22 protein-coding genes are annotated in these 22,893 nt (G+C 65.3%); 6 read left to right on the forward strand and 16 right to left on the reverse strand.

The annotated features are described in order from the left end of the window. Nucleotides 1-46 precede the first annotated feature (46 nt). Nucleotides 47-2,731 (reverse strand): aconitate hydratase AcnA, encoded by a 2,685-nt coding sequence (acnA, locus tag E5222_RS00910; RefSeq protein ID WP_136691652.1) that lies wholly within the window; start codon nucleotides 2,729-2,731, stop codon nucleotides 47-49. Between the two features lie 158 nt (nucleotides 2,732-2,889). Here acnA and E5222_RS00915 point away from each other — a divergent pair, with 158 nt between their 5' ends. Then, the gene (locus E5222_RS00915; protein WP_136691654.1) at nucleotides 2,890-3,081 is read left to right on the forward strand and encodes a hypothetical protein; all 192 of its coding nucleotides are present in this window, start codon (nucleotides 2,890-2,892) and stop codon (nucleotides 3,079-3,081) included. On the opposite strand, the gene E5222_RS00920 is transcribed toward E5222_RS00915, so the two are convergent. Beyond that, the gene (locus E5222_RS00920) at nucleotides 3,078-3,998 is read right to left on the reverse strand and encodes a DMT family transporter (protein WP_136691656.1); all 921 of its coding nucleotides are present in this window, start codon (nucleotides 3,996-3,998) and stop codon (nucleotides 3,078-3,080) included. The two genes, E5222_RS00915 and E5222_RS00920, sit on opposite strands and share 4 nt — an antisense overlap. 98 nt (nucleotides 3,999-4,096) lie before the next feature. On the opposite strand from E5222_RS00920, the gene E5222_RS00925 reads away from it, so the two are divergent. Beyond that, the gene (locus tag E5222_RS00925; protein WP_136691658.1) at nucleotides 4,097-5,398 is read left to right on the forward strand and encodes a L,D-transpeptidase family protein; all 1,302 of its coding nucleotides are present in this window, start codon (nucleotides 4,097-4,099) and stop codon (nucleotides 5,396-5,398) included. A 6-nt stretch (nucleotides 5,399-5,404) separates the two neighbouring features. Here the strand turns inward: E5222_RS00925 and E5222_RS00930 are convergent, their stop codons facing one another. Beyond that, nucleotides 5,405-6,070 (reverse strand): murein L,D-transpeptidase catalytic domain family protein, encoded by a 666-nt coding sequence (locus tag E5222_RS00930; protein ID WP_136691660.1) that lies wholly within the window; start codon nucleotides 6,068-6,070, stop codon nucleotides 5,405-5,407. Nucleotides 6,071-6,234: 164 nt separating this feature from the next. Here E5222_RS00930 and E5222_RS00935 point away from each other — a divergent pair, with 164 nt between their 5' ends. Then, nucleotides 6,235-6,714, forward strand: a complete 480-nt coding sequence (locus E5222_RS00935) for a hypothetical protein (RefSeq protein WP_136691662.1) — start codon at nucleotides 6,235-6,237, stop codon at nucleotides 6,712-6,714. A gap of 9 nt (nucleotides 6,715-6,723) precedes the next feature. On the opposite strand, the gene E5222_RS00940 is transcribed toward E5222_RS00935, so the two are convergent. Next, nucleotides 6,724-7,653: a hypothetical protein gene (locus E5222_RS00940; RefSeq protein ID WP_136691664.1), complete on the reverse strand. Its 930-nt coding sequence runs from the start codon at nucleotides 7,651-7,653 to the stop codon at nucleotides 6,724-6,726. A gap of 28 nt (nucleotides 7,654-7,681) precedes the next feature. Next, nucleotides 7,682-8,233: a retropepsin-like aspartic protease family protein gene (locus E5222_RS00945; RefSeq protein ID WP_136691666.1), complete on the reverse strand. Its 552-nt coding sequence runs from the start codon at nucleotides 8,231-8,233 to the stop codon at nucleotides 7,682-7,684. An 84-nt stretch (nucleotides 8,234-8,317) separates the two neighbouring features. Here E5222_RS00945 and E5222_RS16360 point away from each other — a divergent pair, with 84 nt between their 5' ends. Continuing rightward, nucleotides 8,318-8,506: a hypothetical protein gene (locus tag E5222_RS16360; protein ID WP_169053437.1), complete on the forward strand. Its 189-nt coding sequence runs from the start codon at nucleotides 8,318-8,320 to the stop codon at nucleotides 8,504-8,506. A 49-nt stretch (nucleotides 8,507-8,555) separates the two neighbouring features. Here the strand turns inward: E5222_RS16360 and ispG are convergent, their stop codons facing one another. Both ispG and E5222_RS00960 read right to left on the reverse strand, forming a co-directional pair. Beyond that, on the reverse strand, nucleotides 8,556-9,704 hold the full coding sequence (gene ispG, locus E5222_RS00955; protein WP_136691668.1) for a flavodoxin-dependent (E)-4-hydroxy-3-methylbut-2-enyl-diphosphate synthase: 1,149 nt from the start codon (nucleotides 9,702-9,704) through the stop codon (nucleotides 8,556-8,558). A 50-nt stretch (nucleotides 9,705-9,754) separates the two neighbouring features. Then, entirely contained in the window at nucleotides 9,755-10,156 is a 402-nt protein-coding gene (locus E5222_RS00960) for a GFA family protein (RefSeq protein WP_136691670.1), read from the reverse strand. Nucleotides 10,157-10,227: 71 nt separating this feature from the next. Between E5222_RS00960 and E5222_RS00965 the strand changes: the two genes are divergently transcribed. After that, nucleotides 10,228-11,253, forward strand: coding sequence for a zinc transporter ZntB (locus E5222_RS00965; RefSeq protein ID WP_136691672.1), 1,026 nt, complete (start codon nucleotides 10,228-10,230; stop codon nucleotides 11,251-11,253). 25 nt (nucleotides 11,254-11,278) lie between these two features. Then, nucleotides 11,279-13,057 carry a cation:proton antiporter domain-containing protein gene (locus E5222_RS00970; protein ID WP_136691674.1) on the forward strand — a complete coding sequence of 593 codons (1,779 nt, stop codon included), beginning with the start codon at nucleotides 11,279-11,281 and terminating at the stop codon, nucleotides 13,055-13,057. A gap of 25 nt (nucleotides 13,058-13,082) precedes the next feature. On the opposite strand, the gene E5222_RS00975 is transcribed toward E5222_RS00970, so the two are convergent. The 9 genes from E5222_RS00975 to E5222_RS01015 form a co-directional block, all read right to left on the reverse strand. Next, nucleotides 13,083-14,414 carry a sensor domain-containing phosphodiesterase gene (locus E5222_RS00975; RefSeq protein ID WP_136691675.1) on the reverse strand — a complete coding sequence of 444 codons (1,332 nt, stop codon included), beginning with the start codon at nucleotides 14,412-14,414 and terminating at the stop codon, nucleotides 13,083-13,085. 93 nt (nucleotides 14,415-14,507) lie between these two features. Next, the gene (locus E5222_RS00980; protein ID WP_246021491.1) at nucleotides 14,508-15,032 is read right to left on the reverse strand and encodes a GNAT family N-acetyltransferase; all 525 of its coding nucleotides are present in this window, start codon (nucleotides 15,030-15,032) and stop codon (nucleotides 14,508-14,510) included. A gap of 40 nt (nucleotides 15,033-15,072) precedes the next feature. Further along, on the reverse strand, nucleotides 15,073-16,323 hold the full coding sequence (locus E5222_RS00985; protein WP_136691678.1) for a mechanosensitive ion channel: 1,251 nt from the start codon (nucleotides 16,321-16,323) through the stop codon (nucleotides 15,073-15,075). Nucleotides 16,324-16,444: 121 nt separating this feature from the next. Further along, nucleotides 16,445-17,335 (reverse strand): RDD family protein, encoded by an 891-nt coding sequence (locus E5222_RS00990; RefSeq protein ID WP_136691679.1) that lies wholly within the window; start codon nucleotides 17,333-17,335, stop codon nucleotides 16,445-16,447. Next, nucleotides 17,332-18,393 (reverse strand): stage II sporulation protein M, encoded by a 1,062-nt coding sequence (locus E5222_RS00995; protein WP_136691681.1) that lies wholly within the window; start codon nucleotides 18,391-18,393, stop codon nucleotides 17,332-17,334. The genes E5222_RS00990 and E5222_RS00995 overlap by 4 nt, the downstream gene beginning before the upstream one ends. Before the next feature lie 148 nt (nucleotides 18,394-18,541). Beyond that, nucleotides 18,542-19,882, reverse strand: coding sequence for a DUF58 domain-containing protein (locus E5222_RS01000; RefSeq protein ID WP_136691682.1), 1,341 nt, complete (start codon nucleotides 19,880-19,882; stop codon nucleotides 18,542-18,544). Nucleotides 19,883-19,893: 11 nt separating this feature from the next. Then, a complete protein-coding gene (locus tag E5222_RS01005; protein WP_425456214.1) occupies nucleotides 19,894-20,856 on the reverse strand; it encodes an AAA family ATPase in 963 nt (320 codons plus the stop codon). Continuing rightward, the gene (locus tag E5222_RS01010) at nucleotides 20,853-22,154 is read right to left on the reverse strand and encodes a DUF4350 domain-containing protein (protein WP_136691684.1); all 1,302 of its coding nucleotides are present in this window, start codon (nucleotides 22,152-22,154) and stop codon (nucleotides 20,853-20,855) included. Before E5222_RS01010 ends, E5222_RS01005 begins: the two co-directional genes overlap by 4 nt. Continuing rightward, nucleotides 22,151-22,816 carry a hypothetical protein gene (locus E5222_RS01015; RefSeq protein ID WP_246021492.1) on the reverse strand — a complete coding sequence of 222 codons (666 nt, stop codon included), beginning with the start codon at nucleotides 22,814-22,816 and terminating at the stop codon, nucleotides 22,151-22,153. The genes E5222_RS01010 and E5222_RS01015 overlap by 4 nt, the downstream gene beginning before the upstream one ends. Nucleotides 22,817-22,893 lie beyond the last annotated feature (77 nt).

Raw genomic sequence — 22,893 nt, forward strand, 5'->3', positions numbered from 1 at the left:
GGGGAGGCTGCCAGCCCGCCACTGGACTCGCGATGAATGCGAGTGGTTAAGGCTTACGACGCCAGGCCAGCTTGCGCAGCACGTACTGCAGGATGCCGCCATTGCGGTAATATTCCATCTCGTTGGCGGTATCGATGCGCGACTTGGTGGTGAAGCTGAAGGTCGAGCCGTCGGCACGGGTCACCTCGACTTCGACGTCCTGCTGCGGTGCCATGGTGGCGAGGCCCAGAATCGTGAAGGCATCGTCACCCTTCAGGCCCAGCGTCTCGCGCGTGTCGCCATCCTTGAACTGCAGTGGAAGCACGCCCATGCCGATCAGGTTGGAGCGGTGGATACGCTCGAAGCTTTCGACGATCACCGCGCGAACGCCCAGCAGGATCGTGCCCTTGGCTGCCCAGTCGCGGCTGGAGCCGGTGCCGTATTCCTTGCCGCCCACGACCACCAGCGGCGTGCCGTCGGCCTTGTGCTTCATGGCGGCGTCATAGATCGCCATCTGCTCGCCGTTATAGGTGGTGTAGCCACCCTCCACGCCCGGAACCATTTCGTTCTTGATGCGGATATTGGCAAAGGTGCCGCGCATCATCACTTCATGGTTGCCGCGGCGGCTGCCGTAGGAGTTGAAGTCCGCCTTGGCGACCTGGTTGGCCAGCAGGTATTCGCCTGCCGGACTGTCTTCCTTGATCGATCCGGCGGGGCTGATGTGGTCGGTCGTCACCGAATCGCCGAGAATGGCGAGCGGCTTGGCTTCCACGATGTCGGTCACCGGATCAGGCGTCATGCCCATGCCCTCGAAATAGGGCGGGTTGGCGACATAGGTGCTGCCCGGCTTCCACGCATAGGTGTCCGAAGCTTCGACCTGGATCGCCTGCCAGTGCTCGTCGCCCTTGTAGACGTCGGCATAGCGGCTCTCGAACATTTCGCGGTCGATGCTGGACGCGCGAAGGTCGGCAATTTCCTGCGTCGTCGGCCAGAGGTCGGCCAGCATTACGTCATTGCCGTCCTGGTCCTGCCCGATGGGGGTGGTGGTGATATCCTCGGTCACCGTGCCCTTGAGCGCATAGGCGACGACCAGCGGCGGGCTGGCAAGGAAGTTGGCGCGCACGTCCGGCGAGACGCGGCCTTCGAAGTTGCGGTTGCCCGAGAGGACGCTGGCGGCGACTAGGTCGTTCTCGTTGATCGCCTTGCTGAAGGGCGGGGCCAGCGGGCCCGAGTTGCCGATGCAGGTGGTGCAGCCATAGCCGACCAGGTCGAAGCCGATCGCGTCCAGATGCTCCTGCAGGCCGGCTTTCACGAGGTAGTCGGTGACGACCTGCGAGCCCGGGGCGAGCGAAGTCTTCACCCACGGCTTGGGCTTGAGGCCCTTTTCATTCGCCTTCTTGGCGACGAGGCCGGCGGCGATCAGCACGTCCGGGTTGGAGGTGTTGGTGCAGCTGGTGATGGCGGCAATCACAACATCGCCATCGCCGATATCGTGGTCCCTGCCTTCCACGGCGACGCGCGCGGGCGCGGACTTGCCGTAGAGCTTGGACAGGTCGGTGTTGAACAGCTCGTCCACCATCGGCAGCGCGACCTTGTCCTGCGGGCGCTTGGGGCCGGCGAGGCTGGGGACGACGGTGCTCATGTCGAGCGACAGCGTGCTGGAGAAGACCGGCTCGTTCTCCGGCGTGAACCACATGCCCTGTTCCTTGGCATAGGCTTCGACCAGCGCGATCTCGTCTTCCGCGCGGCCGGTGAGGCGCAGGTAGTCGAGCGTCTTGTCGTCGATGCCGAAGAAGCCGCAGGTCGCGCCATATTCGGGCGCCATATTGGCGATGGTGGCGCGGTCGGCGAGGCTGAGATTGGACACGCCGGGGCCGTAGAATTCGACGAAGCGGCCCACCACGCCATGCTCGCGCAGCATCTGCACGCAGGTGAGCACGAGGTCGGTCGCGGTCACGCCTTCGGCCATCTGGCCGGTCAGCTTGAAGCCCACGACTTCGGGGATCAGCATGGAGATCGGCTGGCCCAGCATGGCGGCCTCGGCCTCGATACCGCCCACGCCCCAGCCCAGCACGCCCAGGCCGTTGATCATGGTGGTGTGGCTGTCGGTGCCGACGCAAGTGTCGGGATAGGCCACTAGCTCGCCATTCTGGTCCTTGGAGGACCATACGCACTTGCCGATGTGCTCCAGGTTCACCTGGTGGCAGATGCCTGTGCCCGGGGGCACGGCGTAGAAATTCTGCAGGCTCTTGGCGCCCCACTTTAGGAAGTCATAGCGTTCGGCGTTACGCTGGTATTCGAACTCCATATTGTGTTCGAAGGCCTTGGGGTGGCCGAATTCGTCCACCATCACCGAGTGGTCGATGACGAGGTTCACCGGAACCTGCGGATTGATCTTGGCGGTGTCGCCGCCAAGCTTGGCGATCGCATCGCGCATGGCGGCAAGGTCCACCACGCAAGGCACGCCGGTGAAATCCTGCAGCAGCACGCGCGCGGGGCGGTACTGGATTTCCTCGCCCGTGGCGGGGTTCTTCTGCCAGTCGGCAATCGCCTGCGCATGTTCCTTGCCGACGGTGAAGCCTTCATCCTCGAAGCGGAGCATGTTCTCCAGCAGCACCTTCAGCGAGAAGGGTAGGCGGCTGACATCGCCGATGGTTTCCGCCGCCTTTGCCAGCGAGTAATAGGCGTAGGTCTTGCCGCCTACATCCATGGTACTGCGGGTGCCGAGCGTGTTGGAGCCGACCTGGGTCATAGATGCCTTGTCCTTTGCCGTTCGAGGCGCATGCCTGTTGCTGTTTGGGCTCCTGGTGTAGTGGAGGGAGGAGCCTTTGGGCGCGACCTGCTCTTTTGGGGCCGTTTGGTCAAGGGCGCAGGCGCTTTCAGGGCGTAAAGTGGAGGTTTGGGGCAAGTATGGGATTCGGACCGGCTGACAGGGACAGGCCGCGCATCGGCGCGCTGCGGATGGCGCTGGCGCTGATCGTGGCGGCATTTCTTGGCGGGGCGCTGGGGCTGGTGTGGCAGAGCACCAATCTATCGCTCGGCGGCGAGGATGAGGAAGACGTGCCGACCCGCCAAGCGCCTGCTCCGCCTGCAAGCGGTTAGGGCGCGTTCACGGGCGGCACGCTCGCCACGCCGGTCGCGGTCTGTTCGGTGTGCTTGCGGGGCGCAGCGATCCAGCAGCCGACGATAATCAGCGCGGCGCCGGCCAGCGTTGCCCATTGCACCACCTCGGCAAAGAGCAGCCAGCCGAACAGCGCCGCCCAGGCAAAGCCGGTATATTCCACCGGCACCAGCACCTGCGCCTCCGCTCGGGCATAGGCCCAGGCGAGCAGCATCCCGCCGATCAGGCTCAGCACCGCCGTCATGCCGATATCCAGCCATGTGCGCGGGGCTTCGGGCAGGATGAAGAAGAAGGGCGCGGCGAGCAGCAGCGTGGCGCCGACGATCATGCTCTGGAAGGTCGCGATCTCGACCGGCTTGGCGAGCAGGGCCTGCTGGCGTTGCAGGATCAGGTTCCAGGCGTAGAGCACGGCGGAGACCAGCACGAGAACGATGCCGAGCGCGGCCTCGTCGGTCAGCCGCTCGCGCCCGATGCGCCCGCCGACGATAATGACCACGCCGGCAAGGCCGAGGACGGCGGCTGCCAGCGTCTTTCCGGCGATCTTCTCCTTCAGCACCAGCGCCGCCAGTGCCAGCGCCATCAGCGGGCTGATGAAGCTCAACGCAATCGCCTCGGCCAGCGGCAAGTAGACGAGGGCGGAAAAGAAGGTGAGTGCTGTAAAGGCGATGATCACGCCGCGCAGCAGGTGCAGCCGCATCGCCTTGCGTCCGGGCCGTTGCGCGCCCTGCCACAGCCAGACGGGGCCGACCATCGCCAGCGCCATGCCCGATCGCAGCAGCAGCGCGCTATAGGCCCCTACCGCCAGCGCCGCGCTTTTCATGAAGCCGTCCATCAGGCTGAGCAATCCGATCGCCAGCACGGTGACGAGGAAGGGATAGAAGGTTGGATTGCGGGACATGGCAATCCGGCTTTAGCAGCGCGTTTGCCCCCGTCACTCTCCAAACGGCGCAAGCGAGATTTCTTGCAAGCCTGCTTCGCCTGTTTCACACTATACGCATGAGAGAGGTCGCCAGTTTCGGAATTCTTGGAGCCATTGCGCTGGGCGCTGCCTGCGCCGCCATGCCGGTTGCGGTAAAGGCGCAGGATTTCGGCACTTCCTGCGCCGATGTCGAGGCGGCTTTGCCGGCGGTCTATATGGCGCAATCGGCAGGGGCTCTTGCCGCGCAAGAAGAGCGTGAATGGACGCCCGAAGCGGCGCAAGCGCTGCTCGAACTACTGGCTACGGTGGCCGATGAGGGGTTGAACGCGGCCGACTACCGGCCGGAAGCGTTACGGGCGGCGCTGGCCGATGGCGAGAGCGAGCGGCTCGACAATGTCGCGGGCGCGATCTTCGGCTGGCTGGTGCAGGATTTGCGTGACGGACGCACGCCGCGCAGCGCGCGCCGGTCGTTCCACGTCGTCGATCCCGATGCGCGGCTCTACCCTGCCTCGGCGCTGATGGCGCGGGTGAAGGCGGGCGAGGATGTGGGGCGCGTGCTGGCCTCGCTCGATCCCGTGCACCCGGATTATGCTGCCTTGCGCGATGCGTTGGGAGCAACGCCGCTGGAGGATGTCGACCGGCGCCGCCTGATCGCTGCCAACATGGATCGCTGGCGCTGGCTGCCGCGCGACCTGGGCGCGACGCACCTGCTGGTCAACATCCCCGAATTCCGCCTGCGGCTGATGGTAGATGGCGAGATCACCCGCAGCCACCGCGTCATTGTCGGCATTCCGGGCCGCAACGCCACGCCGCAATTTTCCGACCAGGTGGAAGGCATCATCTTCAACCCGACCTGGACCGTGCCGCAAAGCATCGTGGTGGGAGAGGGGCTGGGCCGCCGCGTCCTCAACAACCCCGCCTGGGCACGCAGTCGCGGTTATGTCGCGACGCGCGGGGCCAATGGTTATGTCAGCATCGTGCAGCAGCCGGGGCCACAGAATGCGCTGGGGATCGTGAAGCTCGACATGCCCAACCCGCATGCCGTCTTCCTGCACGATACGCCTGCAAAACAGCGCTTCGAGGAAGATTATCGCGCCCTCAGCCACGGCTGCATCCGCACGCAGGACGTGCTCGAACTCGCCTTCACGCTGGTGACGCTGAATGACAATATCAGCCGGGAAGAGGCGCAGGCGATTTCCGATAGCGGGACCTATACGCGCGTGCCGCTGGCCCAAGCGGTCCCCGTCCATATCGCCTATTTCACGATGGGCGTGGACGAGAATGGCGAGGTGACGCAATTCGCCGACCTCTATGATCGCGATGCGCCCGTTCTCCAGAGCATGGCCGCGCCCGTCAGTGGACGCCGCCTGCTGAACTAGGACAAATCAGCCGAGATTGAGGTTGCGCTGGCGCGGGGCCTGGACCTGCGCGCCGCCGGGGCCGATGCCCAGCCGGTCTGCGAAGAGCAACGTGCCGCCCTGCAGGGCGTTCAGGGTATGGGTCATCTCCGCATCGCCCATGGCAAAGCAGCCATTCGAACGGCCCAGCCGGCCATGCTGATTGACGAAGTCCTGCGTCGCGTAAGTGGCCGGGTGCATCACGATGGCGCGCGAATAGGCATTGGAATTGTCCCGCTCCAGCCCCTCCAGACGCATCGAGGCGCCATATTTGCCGTGATAGAGCTGCTCGGTGACATAGGCACCGCGACTGGTGGCGTTGGAACCGTTCACATTGGAAAAGGCATTGAGCCAGCCGTCATGTTCGGGATCAGAGCCCGCACCATGGGTGACGAGGAAGCTGCGCATCCGGCCCGCTTCCAGGTTCACGATATGAAATCGCGGCTCGGAAGAATGCAGGCCGAAATCAGCGATGGCGACCACGTCGCGCCGGGATACGGCATGCGCCGCGCGCGCCAGCTCGCTGACGGCCTTGTCGACGATCTTGCGAGTACGCTGATCGGGTGCAGCCTGTGCAGCTACGCGGAGCGGTGCGGCGAGGGACGCTGCACCTGCGGCGGCACCAAAAAGGAATTTGCGACGATCTGTTTTCATTTTCGGCATGATGCTTGCTTATCTGGGGAGCTGTCGAGCCAGATTCAACGCGATTCGGGGTTTTGCTCGCGTATTCGCCACGCTTTACCGTGCCGACTCGCCACCTGGCGCGCCACAATGCCTTCAGCATTCGCGACTCGGCTTCTTGCCTCTAGGGTGGCGGCATGAAGGGAAATCTTGCTCCTGCCGCCCTTGCGCTGCTTGCCGCTTGCGCCCCGGTGACCGCCACTGCCGAGACCGCCGGTGCCGCGCCGACCGCATCTGCCACACCGGTGATCCATGATGAGCTCAAAGCGACCATGCTGCGCGAAAACAGCGGTGTGACGCTGCAATGGATCAGCTGGGACGAGCGTGGCCCTGCGGACGTGGTCGTGGCAGAGGATGGATCCTGGCACCTCACTGCCAGCCAGTTCGCCCCCGAACGGCCCGCCGCCGTCCTGCTCGATGGAAAGGTGACGGAGGTGGGCGCGGACTATTTCCTCTTCGATGGCACGATCACCATCATGAATACGCCCGATGCCGGCCGCTTCTGCCAGCAGGACAAGGTCTGGCGCTTCGCCATCACGCAGGATCGCCAGTACTGGCGGCTGCGCGAATTCGAATGGTGCGACTACCTCACCGATTACATCGATATCTACTTCTAGGGCCGGCCCTCAGGCGCGCAGTGCCTCAACAGCCTTCTCGCTGACCTCGGTATAGGCACCATGGTCAAAGCGATGCGCGCCGACGAAGTGGATGAAGGCGACATCCTCTTCCCACGGCTTGCCCCAGTAATTCATGTAGCGGGAATAGGGCAGGCATAGCGGCGTGCCCTCATTGGCGATCAGGAAGTTGGAGGCGACCTGTTCGGTGCCCCAGATGCTCGCGTTTTCCGCCCCGATCGCGGTCTTCATCCGGCCGAGGAAGGCCGCAGCCAGCTTGCGCCCGCCACGCCCGGCGGAAAAGCCTGCAAAGCCCGCGCAGCCACGGATATATTTCCACGGCAGCCCTGGGGCGAGGTCGCCCATGCGGCTTTCGATGCGCGTCTGCACATGGCCGTCAGCCGGGCCGTGCGGATAGAGGCGCTCGGCAAAGGTGGCGAGTTCCAGCGGCTCTTCGGGCGCATCTCCGCCGCCCAGCAGGGTGAAACTGCGATTGGCCGCGATGGCGCGCTCCAGCTCCCACACCGGGCCCAGCGTCACCGTGTCGCTGTCCAGTTGCAGCCAGTATTCGCCCGCGCGATTGTCCAGGATTGTCAGCAGCCGTTCCCAGCAGCCCCCTTCCGGGAAATCGCCGCGCGGAATGTCGGCAATGCGGAAGATCTGCGGATCGCCGCAATGCTGGGCCAGGATCGCGCGGTCCTGCGCGGTCAGCGTGCCATCGTCGAGAATGGCGATGCGGCCGCGCTGCAAATGCTTCCACAGCGATTTGACCGCGACGAGATAGGGCAGCAGCACGGCGGTGCCGATCATCGAGAAGATCACCAATCCATCACGCTTGGGCACGATGGGAGGGGTGGAGAGCACGCCTGCAATCGCCTCGTTATGCCGGCCCGCCTCGCGACGGGTGCGCCAACGCTGCGGCAGGAAGCTCGTCATGTTCATGCTGGATGCCCCCTCCGACAGTGTGCTGCTATTGCGCCAGCGACATGGTGTCGCCGCTGATCGAGACCGTTCCCACGCGGCTGAGGAAGGACTGGCCGAGCAGGGAAACGCGCGCACCCCTGGTGATGACCACAGCTTCGACATTGCTGGCTTCCAGGTCGCCCACGCTCATATGGTCGATCATGGTAGTCACGCCATAGACCGGCCCGCCGGCGCCCTGCGCCACGGGCTGCACATCCTCATCGAACCAGGTAATGCCCATCGCCTGCGCATCTTCTGCAGTCAGCGCGACCACAGATGCGCCGGTGTCCACCAGCATCAGGATGTTCTGGCCGCCTGTGCGAACATCGGCATAGAAATGCCCGTCGCCTGCGCGCTGGATCTGCACCCCTTCGGCCCATTCCGAGCCGGTGTTTGCGGCCGGAGCTTGCGCGAGATTGACCTGTGCGGAAGTGGAATTTCCGTCCGGATTCGCAGCAGTTTCAGGTGCGTCTTGCTCAAATCCGCCGTCCATCGGCAACATCAAGCCGATAGCGCCACCCGCGATTAGCACGAGGGCGAGGGGGATTTTGATATCCATCGGCGGAAACTATCCGCCGCAGGGTTACCGTGGGGTAAAGCCGCCGGTGTACGAGCCGGCGGGCGGATATTAGTCGTCGTCGTGATGCACGATCGTGATTTCGTCGATTTCGAGCTCGCCGACGCTCAGCCTGTCGATGCGGGCTTCCCGCAGGTGCATGCGGCGGATGGCGAGCCTGCCAATGGCGAGTGCGCCTATCGCGACGGCCCCGACGGCCAGCGCGCCGATGGCGAGGGCTCCGGCGGAAAGCGCACCGGCAGATCCGGTACCTAGGGCTACCTTTCGGGCCATAAGCTGGCCGTCCCCGGTAATGCCGGAATCGCTATTCTGCGGCTTCGACTGCGCTGTCTGCTTTTCCTGCATCGGTCATGCCTTCCTCGATCTCCGCGGCCTTTTTTTCGACAAGGCCCACGATGTGATCGATCATGTCGGCATCCTGCACATGGTGATCGGTCACGCCGGAGAGGTATACCATATGCTTGCCCGCGCCGCCGCCGGTGATGCCGATATCGGTCTCACGCGCTTCGCCCGGCCCGTTGACCACGCAGCCGAGGACGGAGAGCGAGAGCGGCGTCTTGATGTGCTGCAGGCGCTCTTCCAGCACTTGCACCGTGCGGATGACGTCGAAGCCCTGCCGCGCGCAGCTGGGGCAGGAGACGACGCGCACGCCGCGTGTCCTGAGGCCCAGCGCCTTGAGGATCTCGAACCCGACGCGCACTTCCTGCTCCGGCTCTGCCGAAAGGGAAACGCGGATCGTGTCGCCAATGCCCGCCCACAGCAGGCTGCCAATGCCGATGGAGCTCTTCACCGTGCCGCCGATCAGCCCGCCCGCCTCGGTAATGCCAAGGTGCAGCGGGCAATCCACCGCCTCTGCCAGCCCCTGATAGGCGGCGACGGCGAGGAAGACGTCGCTGGCCTTCACCGCGACCTTGAATTCGTGGAAGTCGTGGTCCTGCAGCAGCTTGATATGGTCGAGCGCGCTTTCGACCAGCGCCTCGGGGCAGGGCTCGCCATACTTCTCCAGCAGGTCCTTTTCGAGGGAGCCAGCATTCACGCCGATGCGGATCGCGCAGCCATTGGCCTTGGCCGCGCGGACAACCTCGGCGACGCGCTCCGAAGAGCCGATATTGCCGGGATTGATGCGCAGGCAGGCCGCGCCCTTGTCGGCGGCTTCCAGCGCGCGCTTGTAGTGGAAGTGGATGTCGGCCACGACCGGGATGTTGGAAGCGCGGGTGATCTGGTCGAAATGCCGCGTCGATTCCTCGGTCGGGCAGGAGATGCGGATGATGTCCGCGCCCGCATCCTCGCAGCGGCGGATCTGGTCGATCGTGGCGGCCACATCCTCTGTCGGCGTATTGGTCATGGTCTGCACGGTGATCGGCGCATCGCCGCCCACGGGGACATTGCCGACCATGATCTGGCGGCTCTTGCGGCGATCGATATCGCGCCACGGTCTGACGGAAGATGACATGGCGTCCATATAGGCGCAGGCGCATGAAGGGGCAATGACAGCCCTTGGGCCTAGGGCTGGGTGGAAATGCGCCCCTCTTCGGGCAGGTCGAAGGCCCAGTCGAATGCGGAAGAGCACCAGACCTGCTTCACCGGCGCGCCCAGCTCATGCCGCTCTGCGATCGCGCCGATGCGCAGCGCCAGGTTCGCGCCATCGGGATCCATCGCATAGAGATGGGAGCCGCAATCGCCGCAAAAGCCCTGCACCCGCACGCGCCCGCTATCGGCGGTCTTCTCGTAATGTTTCGGCGTCCCTGTCATTTCGAGAGTCCCCGCCTCCGGCCGGATCATCGCGCGATAGGGACCACCGGCGAAGGTTTGGCAATCGCTGCAATGGCACAAGACCACGGTGCCGGGTGAAACCTCGGCTTCATAGGCGATTGCGCCGCAATGGCATTGTCCGTGGATGAGCATTGGCGAGACATATGCTCACGCCGCTCAAGGGGCAATGACAGCAAGCCCGCTTTGCGGCATGGTGCGCCGCGATGGACGACGAACAGGAAGACCTGCAGGTGGATATCTCCGGCGAATGCCCGCCGGAGGATCCGATGATCTTCGGCCGCGTGCTGGACGGGAAGGGCGCAGGCCGCCCGGTCACCTGGGACGAGGCGCGCGCATGGCAGCCCGATGGCGATGGCGAGGTGCTGTGGGTGCACCTCTGTCGCAACCGCCCCGGCGTGATCGAATGGCTCGAGGAACTCGGCATTTCCGAGCCGACGCGCGAATTGCTCGTCAGCGACAAGACGCGCCCGCGCGCATTCCGCGAAGGCGATACGCTGGTGGCGACGCTGCGCGGGATCAACTTCAATCCCGGCGCCGAGCCGGAGGACATGCTCTCGCTGCAAATGTGGTGCGACGGCAAGCGTCTCGTCACGCTGCGGCGGCATCCGTTGCAGACACCGCGTCACGTGCTGCGCATGATCGACCGGCGCGCGGCGGGGCCCAATGATTGCGGCGCGCTGATCACCGAGATCACCGAGGCGATGATCACCCGCATGAATCGCTCCATCGTCGACATGAACGACCATCTCGACGCGCTGGAGGATCGCGACCCGGATGACGATGCGGAAGCAGCGCTGGAGAAGATTGCGACGATCCGCCGCAACTGCCTGGGCCTGAAACGCCATATGGGCCCGATGCACGAGGCGCTGGAAGCGATCAGCCGCTATGCCCCGCCCTGGTTCGAGGAGCATGACAGGCGCGAGATCGCCGAATCGATCGACCGGCTGCGGCGCTATCTCGAAGACCTCGACATCAGCAAGGAAAGCGCCGTCGTGCTGATGGACGATATCCGCGGCCGCTCGATCGCCCGCAATGAGCGGACCAATTACCTGCTCACCATCGTCGCCGCGATCTTCCTGCCGCTGGGTTTCATCACCGGCCTGCTGGGCATCAATGTCGCCGGCGTTCCGGGCACCGACAATCCGACCGCTTTCTGGATCGTTGTGGGCCTGTGCGGGTTGATCTTCTCCATGCAGATCGCGCTGTTCTGGAAATGGAAGTGGTTTTGACCCGGCCGGTTCGGGAGGCAGGTTGATGGAAGGGCACGAAGGCGGATTGATGCTGCTTGAAGGCGTGGTCATGCTGGGCTTCGCGCTCGGCTTCGTGCTGCTGTTCCGCCGCATGGGGCTGGGCGCCACGCTGGGTTACCTCGTCGCAGGCGTGGTGATCGGACCGCAAGTTCTGGGCCTGGTCGGCGGTGCGGAGGAAATGGTCGAGTTCGCCGAGCTCGGCATCGTCATGCTGCTGTTCGTCGTCGGGCTAGAACTCAATCCGGCGCGGCTATGGCGCATGAAGCACGAGATCTTCGTCCTTGGCGGGGCGCAGGTCATCGCCTGCGGCCTCGCCGTGGCGGCCACCGTGCTGGCGCTCACCGGCTTCACGATGGAGGCGGCGCTGGCCATTGGCCTGCCGCTGGGCCTCAGCTCCACCGCGCAGGTGCTGCCCATGCTGCAATCGGCCGGACGCCTGCGCACGCCTTTTGGCGAGCGGGCCTTTGCCATCCTGCTGTTCCAGGACCTTTCGATCATCCCGTTGATCACCATCGTTTCGGCGATGAGCCGCAATCCCGCCGATGCCGAGGGCCCCGCGGGCATCACGCTGGTGCTGCTTTCGCTGGCAGCCGTCGCCGGGCTGATCGCGGCGGGACGTTTCCTGATCCGTCCGCTGTTCCGCTTGATTGGCAAATTGGGCGAGCGCGAGATGTTCATTGTCGCCGCGCTCTTCACCGTGGTCGCCAGCGCGGCGGTGATGGAACTGCTCGGCCTGTCGCTGGCGCTAGGCGCCTTCATTGCCGGTGTGATGCTGGCCGACACGCCCTACAGGCACGAACTGGAGGCGGATATCGAGCCCTTCCGCTCAATCCTTCTGGGGCTGTTTTTCATCGCCGTGGGCATGATGCTGGACCTGCAGGCGATTGCCGACAGTCCGTTCTTCGTGATTGGTTTCGCCGTGCTGCTGATCGCACTCAAGACCGGGATCATCACCGGGCTGGGACTGCTTATGAAGATGCGCTGGCGAGCCGCGCTGGCGCTCGGCCTGCTGCTGTCGCAAGGCGGCGAATTCGCCTTCGTGCTCTACACCACCGCGCAGAGCGCGCTGCTGATCGAGGATACGGCCGCGAGCATCTTCGGCGCGGTCGTCACCCTGTCCATGGCCGCCACGCCCTTCCTGATGATGGCCACGCGCCGTGTCCGCCGCGAGCCGCCCGGCAGCGATGGCGGGGAGGAGCGCGAGGGCCCGCAGGCCGAAGGCGCCAGCGCGATCGTGGTCGGATATGGCCGCTTCGGGCAGACCGTGGCGCAGACGCTGCAGGGCGCGGGCCTGACCGTCACCGTGATCGATACCGATGTGAAGCGCATCGACATGGCCGAGGAGTTCGGCTGGAAAGTCTATTTCGGCGACGGGTTGCGGCTCGACATGCTGCGCCAGGCAGGGGCGGGCGAAGCGCAGCTGATCATGTTCTGCACGGCGAATGACAAGGTGGACGCCGAACTGGTCGAAGCGTTGAAGCAGGCCTTCCCCGATGCGCAGGTCTATTTGCGTGGATACGACCGGCGAAGCGTGATCGCGATGGCCGGCAGCAAGGCCGATTACGTCATGCGCGAATTGTTCGAATCCGCGCTGCGCATGGCGCTTATGGCGCTGGATAATGTGGGTCTGAGCGAGCAGGAGATCGACCGGGCCGAAAGCCGTTATCGCGAGAACGACCGGCAGCGGCTGCGCGTGCAGATGGAAGCGGGCGACGTCTATGCCGCAAAGGAGATGACCCGCGAACAGGAGCGGGCCATGCGCAACGGCGCCCGCGACGACTGAGCCGGACGCGGGTTGCCAAGGCAGCTCAGCTTCGCGGCAGGCGCGCCGGCGGCTGGTCGTTCGCTTCCGGAAGGCCGCGCGTTTCCTGGGCATTGCGGTCGGGAGCCTCACCCTTCGCCCGGTTGCCCATGAGATATTGCTGCGCCGCCACCACCGGCAGCGGGCGTGAGAAGAAATAGCCCTGTCCGCAGGCGACGCCGAGCGCGGTCATCGTATCGCATTCCTGCTGCGTCTCGATCCCTTCGGCCACCAGCAGGCAGCCGATATCCCGCGCCAGCTGCACCAGCGCGCCGGTCAGCGCGCGGCGCGCCGGATCGCTGTCGATTTCGCGGGTGAGGGCCATGTCCATCTTGAGCATGTCGGGCTTGAGGTCGACGATGTGCCTAAGGCCCGAATAGCCCGTGCCGACATCGTCGATGGCGATGCGCACCTTCTCCTTCAGCCTGACCAGCCGCTCCGCCAGCGCGCCGAAATCGGCTACCTGCTGGTGCTCGGTCACCTCGATCACCAGTTGCGCGGTGTCGACCTTCTCGAGCTCTGCCTCGAGCATGCCGGACATGATGGTGGAGGGCGCGACATTGACCGTCGCATAAATGCCCGCTGGCAGGTGATCGATTGTATCGAGCGCGGCGCGCACGGCGGCCATTTCCAGCTCTACTCCCAGTCCGACCTGCTCCGCATCGTCGAACCAGGCATCAGGTCCCAGGCGGTTCTGGTTGGGGAAGCGCGCCAGGCATTCCACGCCCACCGGTTCGCCGGTGTCCAGCGCGTGGATCGGCTGGTGGAAGATGGTGATCGCGCTGCCGTCCAGCATGTCGGTGACCCGCTCGCGGGCTGCTTTAAGCGCCATTTCGCCTTCCATCGCCTGTTCGATTCGCTCGGCAGCGAGGCTGGCGAAGGCGTGTACCACCTTCAGGTCACGCTGGCCCAGGCTGCGGTCGGGCTTGCGGCCCAGCGCGCAGAAACTGCCCCACACGCTGCCGTCCGACAGGCGCAGCGGCACGTTGAGATGGCAGCCTACGGGCAGCATGTCGGTGATCGCCAGCTCTGCCGTCAACGGATGGTCGGCGGGGTCCTGGATCAGCTCGGGCAGGCGCCCTTGCAGGATGTGCCAGCAATAGGATTCCTCCACCGGCTCGCGAAAGCCGGGGCCCATCGGCAGGTCGAGATCGGTATCGACATGCGTCAACTCCCGCTCACCGTCGCCGACATAGCGCGAGACAAAGGCGATCTCGAGCCCGAGATGCCCGCGCACGGCGGCCAGGACGCGATCGATCTGGGCGTCGCGCAACAGTTCGTCCGGCAGTGGTCCCGTCGAAAACACCGGTGTGGTCAGCTCTGGTCGCGCGGGGGCCATCGGTGCAGGTTTGTCCTTGAAAGGTCGTGGCTATGAACGCTGTGGACCGCAATCCCTAAACGCGGATTAACTTTGGACTAGCGCTCCATTTCGTCAAAGGCGCAATTCGTAGAGGAATTCATCGTCGCGATGGTTCCCCACCCAGAAATCGATATTGGCCACGTGGTGAAAGCCGTGGCGCTGGTAGAAACGCTGCGCCCCGAAATTCTCGCTGAAGACCGACAGGGTAATGGCATCGCCATCCCACGTGCGCGTTTGCGCCAGCGCCCAGTCCATCAATGCCGCGCCAAGGCCACGTCCGGTGCTCTTCTTCGCGCAATAGAGCTGGCTGAGGAAGGCCGGGTTTGCCGGGCGCGGTTCGGGGTGCTCGTCGAACATGTAACCGCGCACCAGCAGGCAGTAGGCGGCGATTTCCCCATTATCGAGCGCGAGCTGCACGGCGGTGTCGGGGTCTTCGACGGATGCACGATAACGCTCCGGCGTGCGCCACTCGTCAAAAAACGCCTGCAGGTCCTCAGGCTTGTAGAGATGGCCGAACGCAGCATCGAAGGCATCGCGGGCAAAGCCTGCCAGTGCGTCGGCATCGTCAAGGGTTGCAGGGCGCAGTTCCAGGGTCATGGTCCTGCGCCCTATCCTTTGGGCGGGTGGCTGTGAAGCCTCAGGCGCCGGGCGGCAGGTCCGCGGGCTCTTCTCCCGCCGTTGTGGCAGGCGTTGAGCCGGAAGACGAGGAAGCGGCAGCGCTGCGGCTGACCGCCTCATCCGCCTGTTCCAGCTTGCGCGCGGCCCATTCGCGTCCGCCCAGGCCAAAAGCGAGTGCCGCTGCTACCGCGCCGCCGATCACGATGGCGGAGAAAGCCGTCTGCACGATCTCCTCGCCCACGCCCATGAATTGCAGGCCCATGAACGTGAACAGCACGATCGCGGCCCATTTCACCACGCTACCGGCCACAGCATTGCCGCCTTCGCCGCCGATGATACGGCCGAGCAGTCCGGCGATCAGGAAACCCGCGCCGATCACCACTGCACCGAAGACGACGCGTCCGCCCAGCTCGAGTATCTCGTCGAGAATGACGGTCAGTTCCGGGAAGCCCAGCAGGCGCGTGGCGGCAATGGCGATGAACAGGATGATCGCCACCTGCACTACGTTGCCGATCACGCGCGAGGCGGAGGTGTTCGCCGGCAGCAGTCCGGTGCTTTCCAGTGAGCGGTCGACGCCCAGGCCGCGCAGCACGTCGGCCAGCATGGTGCCGGCAAAGCGGGCGATCAGATAACCGAGGCCGAGCAGGATCGCCGCCCCGATGATGCGCGGGATCGCCCCGAAGATCATCTGCAGCATCTCGCTCGCCGGGCCGGAAATGGTCTCTATATCCAGCGCCTCCAGCGCGGCGATGGAGACCGGGATGATCACCAGCACGAAGACGATCGTGCCGATCGTCTTGCTGATGGCGGCATTGCCGGTGACGTTGTCCACGCCGCCCCTGTTCGCCCATTTGTCGAAATCGACCGTCTGCAGTGCGGTCACCGTCAGGTCGCGCAGGATGCGTGCGATCATCAGGCCGATGAAGAAGATCAGGCCCGCCCCGATCAAATGCGGGATGAAGCCCATGATCGAATCGAGCAGTGTGGTCACCGGCCGCATCACGCCGCCCAGGTCGAATACCTGCAAGACTGCGAGGAGGCCGAGCAGCCAGATCAGCATGGACACGATCTTGCCCAGCTGCATACCGATGCTCTCGCCCGAAGAGGTGTCCTTCTGCAGGAAGGAGACATTGTCGACGATCTTGGCGAAAGCCCATTTGGCGGCCCTTGCCAGCAGCCATGTGACCACCACAATGGCAATGGCCAGCAAGATATCGGCAGCGATCTCTATCGCCAGGTCCTGATCGAAGCGGTAACGTCCCAAACGCATCAAACTACTCCCCTGCTATGGGGCCGTTGATACGACCCTCTCGGGACGGATTATTGCAGAGGATAGCGGCCAAATTGAGCCGCGATTGACCGATGAAAATGCACGTTTCGGCGCAGGCCCGTCAGGAGAACTTGTCCGCCTTGCGCTTGCCGAAACGCATGTTGCGCTCAAGATGCGCGCGCAGGGCGGCATAGAAGGCTTCGAGGAACTCGCGCTCATGGCCCGCGCCTGCTTCCCAGCCGATCTTGTTGCAGATGGCCAGCATCACCTCATGCATGGCTTCGGAGTTATCCTGCCGCAGCACGCCTTCGAGCACCTGCAATTCGTGCTCGCCGTAGACAGACAGTTCTTCCTCGCCGAAGCGGAAGTCCCGGCTGCGGTCGGGCGCGGTGGACATGGCCTCGGCGAGCTTCACGCGGCTGGCTTCGACCACCCATGTCCCGGCCACCAGGTCGCCGGCGCGCAGGCGGTCCTTGTTGAAGACGGGAAACAGCACGAAGCACATCAGCCAGACGAATGCGGCGACGCCCATCACGCCTTGCTCGGCCTCTCCCGATAGGAGGTAGGTGGCGGGCAGGAATACCTCCACGTCGCGCAGCAGGTTGCGCGCGATCACCGCCTCAGCCGTCAATCGCCCGCCGTCGCGCGCGGCGACGCGGATGCCCATGATGCGCTTGCCGGGCGTTGCTCCGCGCGGCCCCAGTTCGAAGAACAGGAAGTATCCATAACGGGCGAGGAAGGTCAGCATGATGAGGATCACCACGAGGAATTCCACCGCTCCGCCGACCTCGCCAGAGCCGATGGTCGCCATATTGGTGCCAAAGGCCAGCAGCAGCAGGACCAGCGCCACCACCGACAGGGCGATGATGATGAGGTCGAGCAGTAATGCGCCCACGCGCGCGCCGCGGCTGGCAATGGTGAGCGGAAGCGACAGCCCTTCGGGCGTCACCAGCTCCCGCTGCCGCCTCAATTGCGATGACCGCAGGCGATTGGTAACGCTGGCGCTGCTCATGGCGCGTCCTCCGTGCCATGGTCGCGCGGGCGCGGCATGAGGAGGAAATAGAACACCCATCCGGCAAGGAAGAGACCGCCGACGATGGCGCGCGGCCCGGCCCCGGGAAGCAGCTGGCGCGCATAGCCTTCGAGCAGTCCCGCAACGACCAGCATCAGCACGCAGCCCGCCATCACCTGCGCCGCACGCCGGCCCGATGCGGCGGCGGCGGAGAGCACGCTCCGGCGGCCAGGAAAGGCCATCGACCTGCCAATATGCATGCCGGCCGCACCCGAAAGCAGGATCGCGCCCAGTTCCGTCGTGCCATGGACGGAAAGCCAGGCGGCGAATTCCCATGTCAGCCCGGCATCGGCGAACAGCCACAGCATCGCCCCCAGCAGCGCCATGTTGTAGACCAGCAGCAGCAGCGTGGGGATGCCGAAGCAGAAGCCCAGCGCGAAAGCCATGATGCACACGGCCGAATTGTTGGAGAAGAGATAGGCGGCGAACATGCCGAGCCCATCGGCGTTCTCGGTACTCGCCAGCGTTTCGGCCAGCTCCTCCCGGCTCGCGCCGGGCTGGCGCCCGCCCGCCATTCCGCCCGAGACGAGCGAATAGTACCAGCCGCGATCGCTGGCGACGAGCAGGTAGCCGACCACCGTGCCGGAGATCATGGCGAACAGGGCGATGCAGATGTCGAGCCAGATTTCGCGCACCGATGCGCTCCATCCGCCGCCAAGGAACCGCCGCGCCCATGCGAACAGGCTGGAGCGCGGGCCATAGACCTGGAACCATGCTCGCCGGACCAGCGATTCGAGATAGGCGAGCGTCGCCGCATCGAGCGAAGTCTCGCGCGCGACGGAGAGGCTGGAGGCGGCCTTGCGGTAGAGCACGGGAAGCTCCAGCAGGTCGTCATCGGCGATCCTGCCGAGGCGGCCTTTCTCCAGCGCCTCGACGATGGTTTCGAGCCGCTGCCAGTCGCCTTCGCGCTCCAGCCGGAACTGGTCGGAGCGCAGGGACGCCGCCTCGATATCGGCGGCTGCCTCGGCCACCTTCTTTCGGAAAAGATTGAGCGCCATCAGCAACCCCCTCTTTCCGCACGCCCATCCGGGCGCGCGGTCCTCGGCGCTATTCCCTCCGCTCGGCTGCGGGGCGCCTGCGGGCGGCCGTTCGGCCTATGGCTACTGCGACCAAGAGACGGGCGGCTGGAAGGAGAAGCGAAGTGGCTCACCCGATCGCCTCCGCGCGCTTGGCCTGGAGGTAGCGGTCGATCAGGCGGTAGCCGATCGTGTCATGCGGGGCCTCGATCACGTCGACGCCCATCTGCCGCAACCGCTGCAACACGATGGCGCGCTGGTGGGCGAGCGATGCGGCGGAGACGGCGGTGGCGATATCCGCCACGGTCTCCGGTTCGCGCGTGGCGAGGCCTTCCAGCTCGGTATCCACCATGGTGACGAAAATGACGAGGTGGTGGCGCACCAGCCGCGCGACGCTTTCCACCATCAGTTCGGCCGAGGTCGGGTCGGTGAAATCGGAGAAGAGCACGATCAGGCTGCGGCGCTGCAGGCGGGCGGTGAGCGTTGCGAGCGCCAGCGTGAAATTCGGCTCGCGCGTCGTGTAATCCAGCCCGGCGGCAGCGGTCTGCAAGCGGTGGAAGGCGCGCGTGTCGGTGACGAAGGGTGTCAGCACGCTGGGCGCATCGGCAAAGCCGAAAAAGGCCACGCGGTCACCGCCCTTCAGCGCGACATAGCTGGCGGTGAGCGCTGCGGTCACGGCCCGGTCGATACGCGGCAGGCCGTCCACCGGCTCGCACATGGACTGCCCGCAATCGAAGGCGAAGACGATCTGGTTGTCGCGCTCCGCCTCGTTCTCGCGGGCATAGAGTGCGGTGTGGCGCGCCGATGCCTTCCAGTCGATGCGGCGGCGGTCCATGCCTGCTTCATATTCGGACAAGGCCTCGAACTGCGTGCCTTCGCCGCGAATGCGCCGGGCGATCAGGCCGAATTGCGCATCGCGCAAAAACGCTTGCAGCACGGGTGAGCGGGTGGGGGAGAGATCGGGCCAGACGCGGAGTTCTGTCTCCTCCAGCTTGCGATGCACCTGCCGCACGCCAAGCCCCAGCGGTCCGGGCCAGCGCAGCCAAAGGTCGTGGAAGGCGCCCGTACCCCGGCGCACAGGGGTGATTGCGCCTTCGCCTGCGAAAGTGGAAGCTTCGCCTTTGCCGGCAAGCGGGAATGTGACCACTCCGCCTTCGCCCAGCCGTGCGTCGAAGCCGAGAGCGGCTTCAGGCGGTGTGGCATTGGAGCTGCGGTCGAGATCGGCGAGCACGCGGATGGAAGCGGGCTGCCCCACCTCGGTATCGCTGGGGACGTGCAACTGCAGGTCGTGGAGCCTCCCGGCCAGCCATCCATCGAGCAGCATCACCAGCAGCAGCGCTAGCGCCGCGGCAGGCGCGACCACCCAGGCGGAGGGCGCGGTCGCCGCCACCACCAGCGCGATGGGCGCCAGCAGCGTCAGGATCACCAGCATCCGGGCGGACGGGACAATGGGGAAGGCGGGGAGACGCATTTGCAGGGGCCTTAGCGCGGCGCCTCTGTCTGTTCGACGAGGTCGGCGACGAGGTCCTCCATCTCGCGCCCTTCGATCTCTGCGGCGGGCGAGAGCAGCAGGCGGTGGCGCAGGGCTGCAGTGGCGAGGGCCTTCACGTCGTCAGGAATGACATAGGCGCGGCCATGCAGCGCGGCACGGGCGCGGGCGGCATTGGCCAGCAGCACGGCGGCGCGCGGGGATGCGCCGCTGGCGAGTTCCGGATTGTCGCGCGTGGCGCGCACCAGGTTCACCGTATAATCGACGATCTCCTTCGCCAGCGTGACATGGCCGAGCGAGGCCTGCGCGGCGGCGATCTTCGTCGCGTCCGCCACTTGCGAAATACCGAAATCGTCCACGCTGGGCGGGCCGGAGAGCGTTCCGAACCGCTCGACAATACGCGCTTCCTCTTCGAGGCTGGGATAGGGCACCAGCAGCTTGAAGGCGAAGCGGTCCAGCTGTGCTTCGGGCAGCGGATAGACGCCCTGGTTCTCGATCGGGTTTTGGGTCGCAACCACCATGAACTGGTCGCCCAGCGCATGCGTCTCGCCATCCAGCGTTACCCGGCGTTCCTGCATCGCTTCGAGCAGCGCGGCCTGCGTCTTGGGCGGGGTGCGGTTGATCTCGTCCGCCAGCAGCAGGTCGCAGAAGATCGGCCCGCGCGTCAGGGTGAACTGGCTGGTCTGAAAGTTGAACAGGTTGGAGCCGAGGATATCGCCTGGCAGCAAGTCGGGCGTGAACTGGATGCGCCCGAATTCGAGACCGGTGGCGCGGCTGAAGCACTGGGCGAGGAAGGTCTTGGCCGTCCCCGGCGGGCCTTCCAGCAGCACGTGGCCGCGGCTGATGAGCGCGATCAGCAGGTGCTCGATCGTCTCCTCCTGGCCGACGATGGCCTTGCCCACCTCGTCCCGGATCGACTGCGCCAAGGCGCGCGTCTCTTCCAGTGTCATGCTCATCGTTTCAGCGTCCTTTCCAGTGATTGCAATGCGCTGGCCGCGCGTATCATTTCCGCCGCACCGCGTGCGTCGCGCAGGCGTTCCGCCCTTTCGCTGAACAGCGGGGCGTCGAGGCCGCGCGCGACCATCGCGGCATCGATTGCCGCCTCGCGCTCCATGCGATCGGTCTCGCGAATATGCAGGGCTGAGGCGATGCGCCCGGCGACCATCGCGGCATAGGGCGCGCCCAGCAGGTGCCAGCGCCGCGTGCGTTCGATCAGGGCCGCGCCGTTGCGCGCCAGTTGCGTCTTGCCGCGCGCGAAGGCCTCCTCCTCGGCCACCGGCGGGCCGAAGCGGCGGAAGGCACGCCAGCCGACCACGAACAGCGCGGCGATCAGGCACAAGGTTGCGGCAAGGAAAGGCGGCCGGAAGGCAAGGGTCAGCAGGTTCTCGCTCGATCCCAGGCCGGGCATGGTCATGTCGAAAGCGACGGGCATGTCATAGCCCTCCATGCTCAGTTCAAGCAGCCGAACCGAGGCCAAGGCACGGGTGCGGTCGGCCATGCCGTAATTGTTCATAAGATCCGGCTCGGCCACGATCACCAGCGGATAGAGAGCATTGTCCTGGTCGTATTCCTCCTCCTCGGAGAAGGTAATCCGGCCGGCCTCGGCCAGCTCGGGGTGATAGCCGTTGCGGTTCCAATATCCTGCCAGCAAGTCGCCCTCGGCATCGGTGACGAGGGGGAACAACTCCTTGTTCGGCACATCGACAATCGCCTGCATGGCCTCGCTATCGGGCAGCGTTCCGGACAGGCCGAACCCGCTCCAGCTGGCCGTGCCGCCCTGACCCAGCGCCATGGGCTCGAAATCCTCGACCTGCTCGAACCAGAACGGGGAGAAGCCGAGCGCGACCTGCACCCAGTCCGAAGGCGCTTCGCCGCGCGCTTCTTCCGGCAAGGGCGCGCTCGCCCATTTGGGCAGGATCACCACGGTCGGCCCGCGATAGCGGCGCGATTCCATAACCTCCTGCAATTCGGCGGCATCGGTCTGGAAGGAGGGTGTGAGGACCAGCAGCACCTCGTCCTCCTGGACCTCGCGCGTCGTGGCGATGGAGACATCGTGGCCACGCCGCTTCATCAGCGCGACCAGGCCGGAAAAGCCGTTCAGCGCATTGGAATTGGCATGCGCGGTCATCCCCTCGCGATTGCCGCCGGTCCAGCCCGCGCCAATAGCATAGAGGAACAGAAGGAAGGCGCTCGCCCCCACCAGCACCAGCGCCACCAGCTTGCCGGGCGAGAAGGGATTGGCTGCCCGGCTCATGTCCGGATCTCGCGATAGCCGAGCGCGAATTCGGAATAGGCCGCGCGGGCGGCATGCCAGTCATCCGAAGACAGGCGCGTCAGGGCGAAGAGGCTGCGCTCGACCCGCTCGGCAATCGTGGCAAAGGCGGTGCGCGCGCTGTCGGGGAGGGCGGGCAAGGCGGAAATCTCGCGCGCCGTGCTCGAAGGATCGATCAGGTCGGGGCGCAATTCGGCGATCTGGCCCACCGATCGCGTCAGCAGCAGGTGCGTCGCCTCGTCGAAGCGGCCTTCGCTGGCCAGCCGGTCCGCCTCCTCCAGCAGGGCCAGCGCCGCGCCGCGTTCGGGCACGAACTCGGCATCTTCCTCATGCGCGGATTTGCGCCGCTGCAGCATGGCGGGATCAACGATGCGGTAGATAGCGAACAGGATCAGGGCGACGGCTGCTGCGATCAGCACCCAGGACAGCCAGCTCCAGCTGCCGGCAAAGACCTGTGCAGCGGGACTGAGCAGTTCGCCAAGCCACTCGAAGAATTTGGAGAGCCAATCCGGCTCTCGCTCCGGCTGGGCGGGAAGCTCTATCGGGGCGAACTGGATATCGCCATCGGAACGCACCGCGTCCCAATCGCGCGCAAAATCCTGATCCCCCGCCATTCTGGTCACGTAGCGACTGGTGGCACGCATGGCGCGGGGAGGCAACGTCTTCGTGTTAAGACTTGCGAGTCTGGCAAATTACGGCCGATCATTGCGCCGCGCGAGCC

Origin of the sequence: Alteraurantiacibacter aquimixticola (assembly GCF_004965515.1) — a bacterium.
Lineage (GTDB): Bacteria > Pseudomonadota > Alphaproteobacteria > Sphingomonadales > Sphingomonadaceae > Alteraurantiacibacter > Alteraurantiacibacter aquimixticola.